This is a genomic window from Lentimicrobiaceae bacterium (genome assembly GCA_028697555.1).
Classification (GTDB): Bacteria; Bacteroidota; Bacteroidia; order Bacteroidales; family UBA4417; genus UBA4417.
The window spans coordinates 1-15,355 of sequence record JAQVEX010000057.1 but is presented as its reverse complement, the minus strand read 5'-3'; the positions used below and the strand labels follow the sequence as shown (position 1 = coordinate 15,355).

10 protein-coding genes are annotated in these 15,355 nt (G+C 35.9%); 7 read left to right on the top strand and 3 right to left on the bottom strand.

The features are described 5' to 3' along the window. Nucleotides 1-290: 290 nt before the first annotated feature. Nucleotides 291-1,352, bottom strand: a complete 1,062-nt coding sequence (locus PHP31_08755) for an ATP-binding protein (GenBank protein ID MDD3739365.1) — start codon at nucleotides 1,350-1,352, stop codon at nucleotides 291-293. Nucleotides 1,353-1,369: 17 nt separating this feature from the next. Beyond that, nucleotides 1,370-2,071: a response regulator transcription factor gene (locus tag PHP31_08750; protein ID MDD3739364.1), complete on the bottom strand. Its 702-nt coding sequence runs from the start codon at nucleotides 2,069-2,071 to the stop codon at nucleotides 1,370-1,372. 572 nt (nucleotides 2,072-2,643) lie between these two features. Here PHP31_08750 and PHP31_08745 point away from each other — a divergent pair. The 3 genes from PHP31_08745 to PHP31_08735 all read left to right on the top strand — a co-directional run bounded on the left by PHP31_08745 (nucleotide 2,644) and on the right by PHP31_08735 (nucleotide 4,913). Then, nucleotides 2,644-2,934 carry a DUF721 domain-containing protein gene (locus tag PHP31_08745; protein MDD3739363.1) on the top strand — a complete coding sequence of 97 codons (291 nt, stop codon included), beginning with the start codon at nucleotides 2,644-2,646 and terminating at the stop codon, nucleotides 2,932-2,934. Between the two features lie 74 nt (nucleotides 2,935-3,008). Beyond that, a complete protein-coding gene (gene porQ / locus PHP31_08740) occupies nucleotides 3,009-4,034 on the top strand; it encodes a type IX secretion system protein PorQ (protein MDD3739362.1) in 1,026 nt (341 codons plus the stop codon). 24 nt (nucleotides 4,035-4,058) lie between these two features. Then, nucleotides 4,059-4,913 (top strand): 4-hydroxy-3-methylbut-2-enyl diphosphate reductase, encoded by an 855-nt coding sequence (locus PHP31_08735; GenBank protein MDD3739361.1) that lies wholly within the window; start codon nucleotides 4,059-4,061, stop codon nucleotides 4,911-4,913. A 131-nt stretch (nucleotides 4,914-5,044) separates the two neighbouring features. On the opposite strand, the gene dxs is transcribed toward PHP31_08735, so the two are convergent. Then, the gene (gene dxs, locus PHP31_08730; GenBank protein ID MDD3739360.1) at nucleotides 5,045-6,946 is read right to left on the bottom strand and encodes a 1-deoxy-D-xylulose-5-phosphate synthase; all 1,902 of its coding nucleotides are present in this window, start codon (nucleotides 6,944-6,946) and stop codon (nucleotides 5,045-5,047) included. A 119-nt stretch (nucleotides 6,947-7,065) separates the two neighbouring features. On the opposite strand from dxs, the gene PHP31_08725 reads away from it, so the two are divergent. From PHP31_08725 to PHP31_08710, 4 genes are all read left to right on the top strand, one after another. Then, the gene (locus PHP31_08725; protein ID MDD3739359.1) at nucleotides 7,066-7,836 is read left to right on the top strand and encodes a glycosyltransferase family 2 protein; all 771 of its coding nucleotides are present in this window, start codon (nucleotides 7,066-7,068) and stop codon (nucleotides 7,834-7,836) included. Nucleotides 7,837-7,963: 127 nt separating this feature from the next. Further along, complete coding sequence (locus PHP31_08720) at nucleotides 7,964-13,999, top strand: alpha-2-macroglobulin family protein (GenBank protein ID MDD3739358.1); 6,036 nt, start codon at nucleotides 7,964-7,966, stop codon at nucleotides 13,997-13,999. Nucleotides 14,000-14,203: 204 nt separating this feature from the next. Next, nucleotides 14,204-14,704, top strand: coding sequence for a hypothetical protein (locus PHP31_08715; protein ID MDD3739357.1), 501 nt, complete (start codon nucleotides 14,204-14,206; stop codon nucleotides 14,702-14,704). A gap of 77 nt (nucleotides 14,705-14,781) precedes the next feature. Continuing rightward, the gene (locus PHP31_08710; GenBank protein MDD3739356.1) at nucleotides 14,782-15,261 is read left to right on the top strand and encodes a hypothetical protein; all 480 of its coding nucleotides are present in this window, start codon (nucleotides 14,782-14,784) and stop codon (nucleotides 15,259-15,261) included. Nucleotides 15,262-15,355 lie beyond the last annotated feature (94 nt).

The following is a 15,355-nucleotide window of genomic DNA, read 5'->3' as shown; positions in this document are numbered from 1 at the left end:
AATAGTATAGCTCACAACACCCGCCTGACGCTGAGCTTGTGCAAATACCGACAGTATAATGAAAATAAGAATTAAACTTACTTTTAACGAAGTGTGCCTCATAGTAGTAGTATTTATTGTGGTTTTTTTAACAAAAGTAAAAATTAATTAATTCTACTGCGTGATTTTTTGTTTTTTTTAAGTGTTTTTGGGAAATCAGCAATGAGTAGCTGTTAGCTGTTAGCCCTTAGCTTTTAGCCAATAGCCAAACTCAGCCAATAGCCAACAGCTAAAAGCTAAAAGCCAATAACTTATTTAGCCTTAGATAAAGTAAACGAAAAAGTAGTGCCCACTCCTATGGTGCTTCTGACGTTAACTGTTTGCTTATGCGATTCAATTATGTGTTTCACAATAGCCAAGCCTAAACCCGAACCGCCATTGCTCCTCGAACGGTGTTTATCAACACGGTAAAAACGCTCAAATAATCGTGGCAAGTGCTGTTCTTCAATACCAACGCCATCATCGGAAACCTCAATAAGGTAATTTTCGTCCATATCGTATATGCTAACTTTAACTCTTCCATCGACTGTTCCGTACTTTATAGAATTTTCAACCAAATTAGAAATAACAGTCCTGATTTTTTCTTTATCGGCATTAACAACAATACTACTGTAATTATCGGCTATTACTATTGATATGTTTTTTTCTTCAGCTTTGGGCTCAAGTATTTCAATAACATCTTTTATAAGAGGTAAAATATAAAAATTGGCATTGTGTATTTCGCTATCGCCCGATTCTAAGCGTGAAATAATTTCCAAATCTTCGATAATGGTAATCATCCTGTCGATATTTTTTACCGACTTACGCAAATACTTTTCATTAATTGCAGAATCGTTGATGCCGCCATCTATAAGCGTATGAATAAAGCCTTGCAAATTAAACAAGGGCGTTTTAAGTTCGTGCGAAACATTTCCCAAAAATTCGCGTCTATAATTTTCTAACTTTTTAAGTTCTTTAATTTCTTCAGTCTGATCCTTAACCCAATCTTCAACCTGCTCGTTTACCGTCTGAATTATATCAACATTATATCCCGATAGTTTTTCTTTGTTCTCCATTTTATCTTCTTTGCGTAGTTTTTGTCGGTGTATGGTTTTAAAAATAACCTTAATCCTGTCGAAAATAAAGATTTTTAATACATAATTCACAATAAAATATTCTATCACGCCCATAACCAAAACAGCTGCCATAACCACGAACAATATGTGGTCAGAACCTCTGAACAAATAGAGTATGAAGAAAACTACAACAGTCAGAATAGTTAGCAATAAAGCGACAGCGAGAGAGATTTTATGCGGATTGGTTGGTCTTTTCATAACAGAATACTGAAAAACTATCTTACATCGAACTTATATCCCACTCCCTTTATGGTTTTGATATAATCGGTTCCGGTTTTTTCTCTAATTTTTCTAACGTGAACGTCAATGGTTCTTTCGCCGACAACAACGTCATTGTCCCAAACTTTTTTCAAAATATCATTTCTCGAAAAAACCTTACCCGGACGTGATGCCAAAATACTTAGCAACTCAAATTCCTTGCGTGCCAACTGAAATTCTTCGCCGTCAATTGTAACTATGTACCTATCTCTATCTATTTGCATGTTTCCGATGGTAAGCTTAGATGAAGACGGTTCGCCTGTATTAACACGACGTAAAAGCGAATTGACCTTAGAAGTGAGCAAAGAAGGTTTTATAGGTTTGGTGATGTAATCGTCGGCTCCGGCATCGAGACCTAAGATGTGAGTGAAATCTTCGTTGCGTGCGGTAAAAAATACAATTATTGTGTTTTCTAAATTGGGATTTCGCTTAAGCTCATGACAAGTTTCTATCCCATCCATTTCGGGCATCATAAGGTCAAGCAATATTAAATGCGGCTCGATTTTTTTTGCCATTTCAATTGCATCTTTACCATTGGTACATTTACTAACAGTATAGCCTGCTTTTTCTAAATTGTATCCTACAAAATCTAAAATATCCTCTTCGTCATCTACCAATAAAATGTTGTACTTTGCGTTGTCTTGGTTGGTTGTTGCCATCGATTTTATTTGTTTTATTAATATTTTGTTATTTATAAATTATCTAAATAATAATCCGCTGTAAAATAACAAAAAGAATCTTACTTTTGTTTTAAATTAATATTAAGTATTTGTTAAGAATTTAATTTTAATTTCATGCAAGTTTATCTCACGTTGCAAATTTAACCATTTTTTATATCTTTGGCTCAAGTTTAATTATAATTGTGTAACGAATGTGGTGAATGGTGAATAGTGGTGGGTGATGGGTGGTGGGTGATGAGTGATGAGTGATGAGTGATGAGTGGGTAAGTTATGAGTTAGGAGTTAGGAGTTCTGAGTCTCAAAACATCCGTCTTCAGTCTCCCGACTTCCGACTTCACCAGCTAACAGTCAACAGCTAACGGCTAATGGCTAATGGCTAATGAAAATATGGGTGATGGGTGGGTAAGTTATGAGTTAGGAGTTCTGAGTAATTGGAAGCTCGTTCATAAACTTCGGGACAACTCGAAACTCAATACTCGTAACTCGCACCACGTACCTGCTAACAGCTAACAGCCAACAGCTAACGGCTAATGGCAAATGAAAATATTGCAATGAAAAAGAAAGACGAAATGACAATGCAAGAAGCCTTGCAAGTATTTATTAAAGAAAATAATTTTGGCGATAAGTTAACCAGAATTAATGTAATAAAAGCGTGGGAAACCGTTGCCGGCGACGCAATTAATAAAAACACAAAGGATGTTGATTTTAAAAACAAAGAAATAATTTTGAAAATAAACACTCCGGCATTGCGACAAAATATATTATACAGCAAAACAGAACTTATAAAAAAAGTAAATCAACTCTTGGGTTCAGCGGTTGTTTCAAATATCAGAGTAAATTAAAATTTGCACTTAATAAGTTTTTTTGAAATAATCGTAAGCCAACTTCGTTACAATAAAAATATAATTGCATACCAGTGAAAATATCAAAACAAATACCATTAATAATAACGATAGTTCTGTTACCGTATATTTTAAGTTCGCAGGTTGGCGGGCGCTCCGACTATATGTTTTTGCAACTACCTACCTCGCCTCGTATATCGGCAATGGGCGGTAATTTTTTAAGCATTTACGACGGCGATATAAATCTGGCTCTTTCAAATCCATCGCTGATTAATAGCTCTATGCACCGCAAGCTATCGCTGAACCATACCGGACACAAGGCTAAAACGAGCCACAGCTTTGCCAGTTTCGGCTACGATTTTGAGAAAGTTGGCAGTTTTGTAGGTTCGGTTATGTACATAAACTACGGTAAATTCGACGGTTACGACGAATACGGCGAGCCTACAAACCCCTTTAGAGCAAGCGATTGGGGATTTAATATAGGTTGGGGAAGAATGTTGGATAGCGTTTGGAGTATAGGAGCAAACCTAAAAACAATTTCATCGTCATACGAGACGTACAAATCGGTTGGTATAGCCGTTGACGTTGCAGGTAGCTACGTGCCTAATCCAACATTCAGTTCTTCGCTTATATTCAGAAATATAGGAGCTGCTCTTAAAAATTATTCATATTACCATAAATCTACTTTTCCGTTCGAAATTCAATTGGCTTTTTCTAAAAAATTGGCTCATACGCCTTTCAGATACTCAGTTTTGCTTCAGCACTTGCAAAAGTGGGATTTGACAGTTCCCGAAAAATTGGAAATGGATCCTTTTACAGGCGAAGTAAGGGAAAAATCTAAGTTTGCTGACTTTTCTGACAAGCTTTTCAGACACATTGTTATAGGCGGAGAATTTATGCCCTCCAAAAACTTCAGCATCAGAATAGGTTACAATTACCATCGCCGACAAGAATTAAAAAGTGAGTTCAGAGCAGGTATGAGTGGTTTTTCCTTCGGAGCCGGTTTCAGAGTTTCAAGATTTCAGTTTAACTACGCCTACGCCGCATATCACTTGGTTGCTGCACAAAATTATTTTAACTTAACCGTTGATATTAATTAGTACCACCGTTAACGTAAACAAAAAATGAAAATTACTATTGATAGCTACGCAGGTTTTTGTTTTGGAGTTGAAAATGCTATTGATATAGCTGAAAAACATCTTACTGATAACAAAACCTTGCTTTGCCTCGGCGAACTTGTCCACAACGAAGAGCAAATGCAACAACTTTACGACAAAGGACTGAAAATAATTTCGGAAAACGATTTTGAAAAATATAAAGGACATACGGTTCTGACAAGAGCTCACGGCATACCTCCCGAAACTTACGATAAGGCAAAAGCTAATTCTATACATCTTATCGACACTACTTGTCCTATTGTTAGTAAACTTCAGAAAAAAATACTCAATACCATAAAACAAGATAGTGATTCTGAAATTGTAATTTTTGGAAAGGAAAATCATCCCGAAATGATTGGTTTAATCGGTTTTAGCGAAAATAAGGCTATTGCCATAGAATCGGAAAGAGATATTGAAAAAATTGATTTCAAAAAGCGTATATATTTATTTTCGCAAACTACAATGGACGGTGCAATGTACAACAAAATAGCCGACATTATTAAGGATAAGGCTACAGAACACGGAACTGAGTTTGTGAAAAATGAAAGTTTGTGCAATAAAGTATCAAACAGAGCTATAAAATTGAAGGAAATTGCCTCACAATACGATGCCGTAATTTTTGTTTCGGGAAAAAACAGCTCCAATGGTAAATATCTGTACTCCGTGAGCAAATCGGTTAACGAAAAAACCTACTTTGTAAGCAATAAGTTTGAAATTGATAATTCGTGGTTTACAGATGTACAAAACCTACTGATTACAGGAGCAAACTCAACACCTATTTGGCTTTTGGAAGATATTGGGAATTATATTTCTAGCTATTAGCTTTTGGTGATGAGTGATGAGTGATGGGTGCTGAGTGGTTTTAGCAATTAACCCCGAAACTTCGGTGATAATTACTCATTGTTAATTGCTAATTGCCCGCAACCCGTAACACGTAACACGCAACACGCAACTCAGAAATGGCTAATAACAAGCTCCACAATACTTTGCTTATCTATACAGCATTCTGCATGCAACTGGCTAATGCTACCATGCTCAATAAATCTATCGGGAATACCCATAAAATGAGTTTTAACTTCTTTGTAATTATTTTTTTGAGCAAATTCGGCGATAGCACCTGCAAGCCCGCCTATAAGAATTCCATCTTCAACGGTAATAATCGTATTATAATTTTTAAAAACAGAATGTAACAATTGTTCATCAATGGGTTTTAAAAAGCGCATATCATAAACCCCGACATTTATGCCGTGATTGTTTTTCAAATCGCTTGCAGCTTCAACAACTCTGTTGCCGATAGGACCAATAGTAATAAAGGCAATATTTTCTCCACGTATCAACTCTTGTCCTTTACCTATTTCAATTGTTTCGAAAGGTTTTCGCCAATCAAGGCTTTCGCCTCTGCCACGTGGATATCTGATAACAATAGGACCTTTATGAGTGTTTAATTGTGCCGTAAACATCATATTTCGGAGTTCCATCTCGTTCAAAGGCGAAAAAATTGTAACATTAGGAATAGGTCTAAAATAAGCCAAATCGAAAACTCCGTGATGCGTTGCACCGTCTTCGCCTACAATACCGGCGCGGTCTAAACAGAATACAACGTTTAAATTTTGCAAGGCTACATCGTGAATTACCTGATCGTAGGCGCGTTGCATAAAAGTTGAGTAAATATTGCAAAAAGGTATATACCCCGACTTGGCAAAGCCAGCGGCAAGAGTAACGGCATGTTGCTCGGCAATTCCAACGTCGAAAGTTCGGTGTGGCATTGCTTCCATCATTATGTTTAGCGACGAACCCGAAAGCATAGCCGGCGTTATACCTACAATTTTATCGTTTTGTTTTGCCAATTCAAGGATTGTTTCTCCAAAAACATCCTGATACTTTGGCGGCAAGTTATCTGCATCTGAGTTTTCAACCATACCGGTTTCAACATCAAACTTGCCGGGAGCGTGAAATAAAGTTTGCTGTTTTTCGGCTTGTTCAAAGCCTTTACCTTTTCTTGTGATTACATGTAGCAACTTTGGTCCTTGAATTTTTTTAATATCGTTGAACAAATTAACCAAATGCTCAACATCGTGCCCATCAACAGGTCCGAAGTAACGCATTCCAAAGGCTTCAAAAAGGTTACTTCTTCGCAACAGTGTAGATTTCAGCCCACCGCCTATTTGCCTAACAATTTCGCGAGAGTGCTTGCCATATTTTTTGTTGCCGCCCATTATGCTCCACACCGAATCTTTAAGGCGATTGTACCATTTTGAAGTAGTAATGTGTGTGAGATATTTGGATAAAGCTCCTTCATTTTTATCGATAGCTATACCGTTGTCGTTGAGAATAACTAATATGTTTGTGTTTGTAGCTCCGGCATGATTAAGTGCTTCCATAGCCATTCCGCCGGTCATGGCTCCGTCGCCGATTACGGCAATATGTTGTCGTTCGGTGTTATTACTAAGCTGATTGGCAATAGCCATACCCAAAACTGCCGAAATACTTGTTGACGAATGTCCTGTGCCGAAACAATCGTAAACGCTTTCGCAACAGCGCGGAAAACCGCTTATGCCCTTGTATTGCCTATTGGTTTTAAATTCTTCAAAACGTTCGGTTAAAATTTTGTGAGCATAAGCCTGATGTCCAACATCCCAAACCAACTTATCGTCGGGTGTGTTAAAAGCGTAGTGTATTGCAACTGTGAGCTCAACAACACCGAGTGCTGCACCCAAATGACCCGGATGTTTCGAAATGGTTTCTAATATGTAATCTCTGATTTCTTTACACAACAATGGTAAGTCATCAGTCGATAACTGACGCAGTTGTTCCGGATTTTTTATCGTTTGTAGTAGAGATATATTTGTATTCATATTTTGTGGTGCAAAATTACAATTATTTTAATGCTTTGCTAAAATAATATTTTTAAGTCTGAATATTGTATTTCTGATAATGTAAATTAATTATGTATTTTTGTACAAAATATCATTTTATGATAAAATTATCAGCATTTGTAATCACTTACAACGAAGAAGCCAAAATAGCCGATTGCATAAGTAGTCTTAAACAGGTGGCAGATGAAATTGTTGTTGTCGACTCCTACTCTACCGACAAAACCGTCGAAATATGCGAACAGCACGGAGTTAAGGTTCATTTGCGTGAGTTTAAAGGCTACTACGACCAAAAAAAATGGGCTACGGAAGCTACTTCGCATCAATGGGTGCTCAACCTTGATGCCGACGAAGTTTTATCGTCGCAACTTGTTGAATCTATCAACGAGTTTAAGAAAAACCCCAATGCTGATGCTTGTTCAATGAATAGATTTAATTTTTACTGCGGCAGATGGATAAAACACAGCAGCTGGTATCCGGATACCAAAATACGACTTTGGAATAAAGAGAAAGCCGGCTGGACAGGCGTTAACATACACGAAAAAGTTGAACTGAACGATGGTGCTAAATTGCGACATCTGAAAGGCGATATTTTGCACACTACTTTTGAAAACATCAATCAGCATATAGCTCAAACTGTGAAATTTACCGATATTTCGGCAAAAGAAAGTTTTGAAAAAGGAAGGAAAATATCGACAATTAAATTGCTGTTCGCTCCGCTATTCAAATTCTTGTATTGCTACATAATACGTTTGGGTTTCTTAGACGGCAAACAAGGTTTTATGATTAGTATTATGAATTCATTTTCGGGATTTATCAAATACGTAAAAATTCAAGAATTACATAAAAAGAACAAAAACAAAACCGATTAATAACATACAAAATAATTTGCTTGTGAAGTAAATCGTAAGAATTGCGTTTTGCTTTTCGTGGCTTAATTTTTGATGTCGTTAATTTATAATCTTTTACAATTTGTTTCACATTTATATACAAACGCATATGAAACGATACGCCTTTTTAATTTTTTCGCTTTTATTAATAAATATCGCAGTAATGTCGCAAAACACCACAGCAAACAAATGGACAGAACTTGACTCTCTTATGAATATTGGTCAGGTTAAAACTGCCGAACAAGTTATTGATAAAATATACTTGCAAAGCAAACAAGACAACAACTTCCCCGAACTCTTAAAATCTATTGAATACAAGATTAGAGTGTGGGACAATTACGCCGAAAACAGCACCGTAAAGTCCATTGAACTGTTAGAAAATGAGCTTAGAACCGCCGCAGCGCCTAGCAAGCAAATTTTACATGCTTTTCTAGCCAATGTTTATTACAGTCATTACCAAAATAACAGGTGGCAAATCGCAGATAGACTTCCGCTTGCCGAAGAAAGCACAGACATTGAAACGTGGAGCACAAAAAGGTTTTTTGAAGAAATAGAAAGCAATATAACCCTATCGCTGAGCCAAAGCGAGATACTGCAAAAAACATCTGTGCAAGAATATGAATGTTTGATGAAAGGCGATAAAAGCACAAGACTTTACCGACCTACTTTGTTTGATATATTGTCTCACAATGCTCTGAATTTTTACACAAACCCTATTGAGCACACTATGAGCAAGTCGTTTTACTTTAATATCGACTCCGAAGACTACTTTTTGCCTGCAAAGCAGTTTGCAAAAATCAATATAAACCAAAGCGACACCAACTCTTTCAGATACAAAAGTCTTGTCATTTACCAAAATCTAATAAAGTTTCACTTAAACGACAAACAAGATTTTTTGGCAATAATAAAATCCGATTTAGACCGACTTAACTACGTGTACAAGAACTGCACCATGCATGATAGCAAAGATTCTCTTTACGAAAATGCCTTGCGAAATTTGGCGAAAGAATATCCGCATAGCGAAGGCTATACCGAAATAATTTATCACTTAGCCGAACATCTCAACAATATGGGCGAGAACTACTACAGCACCCAAGATGAAAAATATCGTTGGCTCAAAAAAGAAGCTCATACCTTGTGCACAGATGCAATAAAACGCTACCCGAAATCGTACGGAGCTCAGTTGTGCAAAAGACTGCTAAATTTAATAGAAACTAAAGCATGCGGAGTTGTTACCAAATCGGTAAACATGCCTAATAAACCATTTTTGGCTTCGGTAATGTATAAAAACATCGACACGGTTTTCCTTCGTGTCATTAAAATAAAAGAGAAAGATGTTGCCGATATTAAAGCAAATTACGGACAAATTAATAAAGTTAATTTATCCAATTACGAAGTTACAAAACAGTGGAGTATCAATTTGCCTAACGATGGAGACTATCTTACCAATACCACAGAAGTCATTTTTCCTGAGTTGGAAACAGGATATTATGTTTTACAACTCTCAAAAAACGATAATTTTAATTTGAAAGACTTGTACAGAAATGAACTTTTGTGTATTTCCGAAATTTCTTACGTAGTAAAAAACAATAATAATAGTGAAGATTATATTGTCATTAACCGAAATACAGGCAAACCCATTGATGATTTTGTTGTAAAAAAATATATTGTAAGCCACGATTACCGACGAAGCGATACTGAAAGAACAAGAATTAAAGAGAAACGATATAAAAAAGCCGAAGGAAAATTCAAAATAGATGCCGATAAATCATACGACAGATACTTTTTATCAATCGGCGTTGGCAATGACGTGTTGTTTTCAGATTTCAGATATAATTATCCAAGCAGCTCAAAATCGGAGCCGAACAAAAAAATATATTTCTACACCGACAGAGCCATATATCGCCCGGGACAAACCGTTTATTACAAAGGAATTGTCGTTAATGATGACAACAAAAATTTTAGTTTGGAAGAAAATTACAAATCGGAGTTTAGCGTATTTGATGCCAATGGACAAGAAGTTTACAAAACATCTTTTAAAACCAACGAATACGGCTCATTTTCGGGTTCTTTCAACTTGCCTACTTCGGGACTTACCGGACGCTTCACCGTTTCCGGCAAAGACTTGTACCACAGCATCAGGGTTGAAGAATACAAACGTCCCAAGTTTTTTGTGGATTTTGCACCCGTATCGGAAGAATACGTTCTAAATCAAGAAGTTAAGGTAAGCGGAACGGCTACAAGCTACAGCGGAACAAGCGTTTCCAACGCCAAAGTCAACTACCGAGTTGAACGCAGTGTTCTGTTTTACAGAAGTTATTTTTACTATTCCATACCCTTCAAATATGATAAGGTGGAAATATTAAACGGTTCTACCACAACCGATGATAAGGGGGAGTTTGTCATTGCTTTTGATGCCGTTGCCGACCGTAAAATTGAAAAGAAATATATGCCTTACTACAACTTTACCGTTTATGTCGATGTTGTTGATATTAACGGCGAAACGCATTCTTTCCAAAAAAGTGTAGTGGTAGGGTACAATTCATTGCTTATATCAACGGATATTAGCGATAAAATTGATGCTAAAAACGGCTTTTCGTTTAAAATAAGCGCCGAAAATTTTGGCGGACAAGAGCAGGCAGCTTCGGGTACTGTTGTTCTACAAAAACTTCGCGAACCTGATGTGGCTTTATACAAAAAAGATTGGGATAAACCCAATAAGTTTGTTATTGACGAAAATGAGTTTAAAAAACTATTTAAAAATGAAATCTATAACGACGAAGACGACTATACCAAATGGAGCGTTGAAGAAGAAATTCTGAACACCGAATTTGCTACTCCCGATAATAATAAGTTTGAAGTCGGCAAAGTATTAAAAACCGGCTTCTACGTTGTAGAAATTAACTCAAAAGACGCTTTTGGCAATCCTGTGAATTATAAAAAATATTTTACCGTTTTCGATTCACGCAGTAATAAGGGTTTGAGAAGCGAAAATCTATTATTTGAAGCTAACAAACGTATAGCCCAACCCGGCGATGTTATTGATTTTATAATCGGTGTGCCTTTCGACAATGCTACGATTTTTGTTGAAGCTACCAACGTTGACGGTATAATTTTTCAGAAACAATTCAAACTCAGCAACAAGCAAACAAATTTCAGCATACCTATAACCGAAGCAGAACGCGGAAATGTGAATATTAACGCCTTTTATCTAAGGGATAATCACTACTTAAGCAAAAATATTGAAATCATTGTCGGTTACGACAATAAAAAGCTCGAAATTGCTCAGCAAACGCTACGCTCTAAACTAACTCCGGGAGCCGAGGAAGAATGGACGTTTACCATAAAAAACAACAAAAATCTTCCGGAAGTAGCAGAAGTGTTAGCATCAATGTATGATGCATCGCTTGATGCAATTTATCCTAACGGTTGGAGTTTTAATATTCCGTTCAGGACGAATCGCAACAATTATTACAACAGTAGCACAAATTACCGAAATTTATATAGTGCAATTGATTTTAGTATAGAAAACAAGTTGTTAGATTTTATTTTAGATACGGAAATTAACTACGAATACTTGTTTGAGACGGGACATCACGAAAGTGTGATAATGTATAGAATGTCGATGGCGGGTGACGGGGCTGGAACAAAGTTAAAATCGGCGCAGGAAGAAATTGTTACAATGGATTATGCCGTACTAAGCAATGCTGTTGAAGAAGTTTACAGAGAAGAATCGGCTAAAGAAGCCATTGCTCCCGAAACGGAAAATGCCGGCACAGGCGAAAAGGAACCTGAAGTCAGCTACAGAAAAGATTTAAGCGAAACGGCTTTCTTTTATCCGCACTTATTGAGTAATAAAGACGGAGAATTTGTTGTAAAATTCACACTTCCCGAATCGCTGACCGAATGGAAATTGATGGCAATTGCCCACAACACCGAACTTAAGCACGGTACGTTTACGCAAAATTTTGTTTCGCAAAAAGACCTTATGGTATTTCCGAATATGCCACGATTTTTCCGCCAAGGCGATACAATCAGCATAAGTGCTAAAATAACGAACAATACTTCCGAAAACATTGATGTTGAAACGTATTTGCAACTTTTCGACGCAATAAGCATGAATCCTATCGACGATGCTTTTAACAATACCGACAATGTTAAAAATGTTTCGATTAAAACCGATAACAGTGCTCAAGCATATTGGAATATTAATATTCCTAACAATGCCGAAGCTGTTATTTATCGCATTATTGCTAAAAACAAAAATGTTTCGGACGGTGAAGAAGGATTTATGCCGATTTTGCCTAACCGTATGATGGTTACCGAAAGTTTCCCGATAGAAATAAGCAGAAATGCAGATACTACTATTAATTTAGACAGAATTACGCTCAGCGACCATGACGGAATACAAACCGAAAACATAATTGTTGAGTTTACCGAAAACCCGATTTGGTACGCTATACAAGCTCTGCCTTACGTTACCAACAACGATTCAAAATTAACAGACGTTATTTTCAATCGCTTTTATGTTAATACTTTGGCTTCGCACATTGCAAATAGCAACGAAAAGATACGCCACACTTTTGAAACCTGGCAAAAACTAACGCCTGAAACATTTTTATCGAATTTGGAAAAAAATCAGGAGCTTAAATCTGTTGTACTTAACGAAACTCCTTGGGTTATGGATGCTATCAGCGAAAAAGAGCAAAAGCTGAATATTGGTCAGTTGTTTAACCTAAACAATATTAAATACAGGCAAGACCGAGATATTCAGCTTCTGATAGACGCACAAAACTACGACGGCGGCTGGTCGTGGTTCCCCGGTTCAAAAAGTAGCGTTTACATAACTCAAAGTATTGTTGCAGGTTTCGGAAAACTTATCAAAAACAATATCATCGACAGCAAAACATTAAACAAGATAAAACCCAATATTGATAAGGCAATCAATTATATTGACAAAAAAGCTGTTGAAACTTTCGATGATATCAAAAAGTACGATAAAGACTACAAAACCAATAGGCATTTACACTCCGGTATAATTCATTACCTTTACACACGTAGCTTTTTTGCCAATCCGTACAGCAAAGATTTGCAAGACGCAATTTCGTATTACGAAGAGCAAACAAACAAGTACTGGACTAATTACAGCAACTACTTAAAAGGTGCCATGGCTATTTACATGAAAGGCAACAAAAACTACAATACATCGGAGCTTATTATGCGTTCGCTTAAAGAAACATCGTTGTACAAACCCGAATTAGGAATGTATTGGAAAGAACCAAACACTCCGTATTGGTATCAATTGCCTATAGAAACAACAACAATGATGATTGAAACTTTCAGCACTGTTTCAAACGACCAAACTTCGGTAGATAGATTGAAGGTAAATCTGCTGAAAAACAAGCAAACCAACCGCTGGAAGACCAACTCATCTACCGCCAATGCAATATATGCTCTTACTGCCTACGGCGATAATATTATTAACGAAGACAAACCCGTTAGCATAATACTAAACGGCAAGGAAATAAATCCGCGAATAACCGGCGACAATACAAAGCAGGAAGCCGGAAGCGGTTACTTTAAAAAGAGTTTTAAAGCCGATTATTTCGATAAAGCCGATGCCGTTGAGCTACAAATTAACAATCCTAACTCTTGTATTTCGTGGGGTGCAACGTATTGGCAATACTATCAAGACCTTGATAAAATTACCGAAGGCAATACCGATAATCCTTTCAACATAGAAATGCAACTGTACAAAATAGAAACTTCCGAAAGCGGCAGACAACTTATTGAAATTGACAACACTAACCTTGAAGTCGGCGACAAAGTTGTAGTACGCATGGTTATTGAAACCGACAGAAATTTGGAATACGTTCATATTAAAAACATGCGAGCCGCTACTTTCGAACCTGTTTCAAATCTTTCGGGGTACAGATACAAAAACGGTATTGGCTACTACGAAGCCGTAAAAGATGTTTCAACCGAGTTTTTTATTGAATATATGCCTAAGGGAAAATACGTTTTTGAATACGAACTGTTTGCAACGCAAAAAGGCAGCTTCTCCAACGGCATAACAGTAGCCGAGTGCTATTATGCTCCCGAGTTTGGCTCACATTCGGCAGGATGTAGGGTTACGGTTAAATAGGTTACGCGTTGCGGGGTGCGGGTTACGGGGGAGTTTTGAGTTACGAGTTATGAGTTACGAGTCTTGGGACTCGATACTCGAAACTCAAAACTCGAAACTAATACACCGCTGCTAGCTCGCTTTTGTAAAGCGAGCGGGTTTTAGCAAAATATATTTGTTTTATGAAAAACAGATTATCTTTGAGAGAAATTATTATAAACACCCATGAGTAAATATTCTACAAATAGTAATGGTATTAAATATTACTTAACATATAAAAAGAGAATTATACAACACATTTGTCTCTCACCTATTTTGGTTGGAGGACTATCATTTTTAATGTTTTTAGGAGCAGATTCATATATATACTTGTTGATAGTTTCATGGTTTACACTGTGCTATGGAATAATTTTATTTTTGTTTATAATAATTAGAATGTTAGCATTTGTAAATAAAATAACAAGCTCAATAGAAATGCGAGAAAATTCTGTACAAATAGAAACATTTAATATTTTATGTAAAAAAAGTAAAAAAGACAGTTGTGATATAAAGGACATAAAACTAATACCGCACAATATTGATACATTTGATAAAAAACAGGAATCTGCTTTTAGGGTTAAAATAAATAGCAAAGAATATTACTTGATAAAAGCATTTTTTGATGAAGATATTGAGACTATATTAAAAACAAAATTAAACAGCATTAACAATATTCATAATATCTAATATGATTATGTCTATATATAATAATCATCATATTAACATGGTTGGTTAAAAGTTGAAACAATATAATTTATAAATCTATGAATTTGAAAACAAACCTGAATGCTAGCAAATTTTACAAATTACATTTAACAAACATGATAATATTTGTAATATCTCTTTTTTTATTTGTTCTTTTAACAGCTCACTTACTATATAGTTATAGTGTTATTAGTGAGGTTCCATTTTATGTTCAGTGTATCGTATTATTTATATTATTTGTATTAGGTGTACATATTCGAATAAGTAAAATAGAAATTATTAATAAAGTTGTAGAAAACATTCATATAGAAAAAGATATATTATATTTCAATACATTTAAATTTTTTTATTTAAAAAGTAAAAGTGCTAGTATTAAAATAAAAGACATCAGACTTATGCCTTGTGAATTTGGAATGGCTAAAAAACAAAATAAAGAAATGTTGAAATTTAAAGTGAATAATAAAGAATATTACTTGATAAAGACATTCTTTGATGAGGATATTGAGACTATATTAAACGAAGCTAAAAATAATTATTAACTTCCGCTCGCTCGCTTTTGTAAAGCGAGCGATAGTCTGCGAATTTGTTGAGCTGTTTTGTAATAAGTAAGCTTCACTCTTTTCGTTCAAGCTA

Coding starts and splice junctions, on each gene's coding strand:
- PHP31_08750 (MDD3739364.1), bottom strand. CDS start 2,071: ATGGCAACAACCAACCAAGACAACGCAAAGTACAACATTTTATTGGTA.
- PHP31_08720 (MDD3739358.1), top strand. CDS start 7,964: ATGAAACGATACGCCTTTTTAATTTTTTCGCTTTTATTAATAAATATC.
- PHP31_08715 (MDD3739357.1), top strand. CDS start 14,204: ATGAGTAAATATTCTACAAATAGTAATGGTATTAAATATTACTTAACA.
- PHP31_08710 (MDD3739356.1), top strand. CDS start 14,782: ATGAATTTGAAAACAAACCTGAATGCTAGCAAATTTTACAAATTACAT.
- PHP31_08745 (MDD3739363.1), top strand. CDS start 2,644: ATGAAAAAGAAAGACGAAATGACAATGCAAGAAGCCTTGCAAGTATTT.
- PHP31_08725 (MDD3739359.1), top strand. CDS start 7,066: ATGATAAAATTATCAGCATTTGTAATCACTTACAACGAAGAAGCCAAA.
- dxs (MDD3739360.1), bottom strand. CDS start 6,946: ATGAATACAAATATATCTCTACTACAAACGATAAAAAATCCGGAACAA.
- PHP31_08755 (MDD3739365.1), bottom strand. CDS start 1,352: ATGAAAAGACCAACCAATCCGCATAAAATCTCTCTCGCTGTCGCTTTA.
- PHP31_08735 (MDD3739361.1), top strand. CDS start 4,059: ATGAAAATTACTATTGATAGCTACGCAGGTTTTTGTTTTGGAGTTGAA.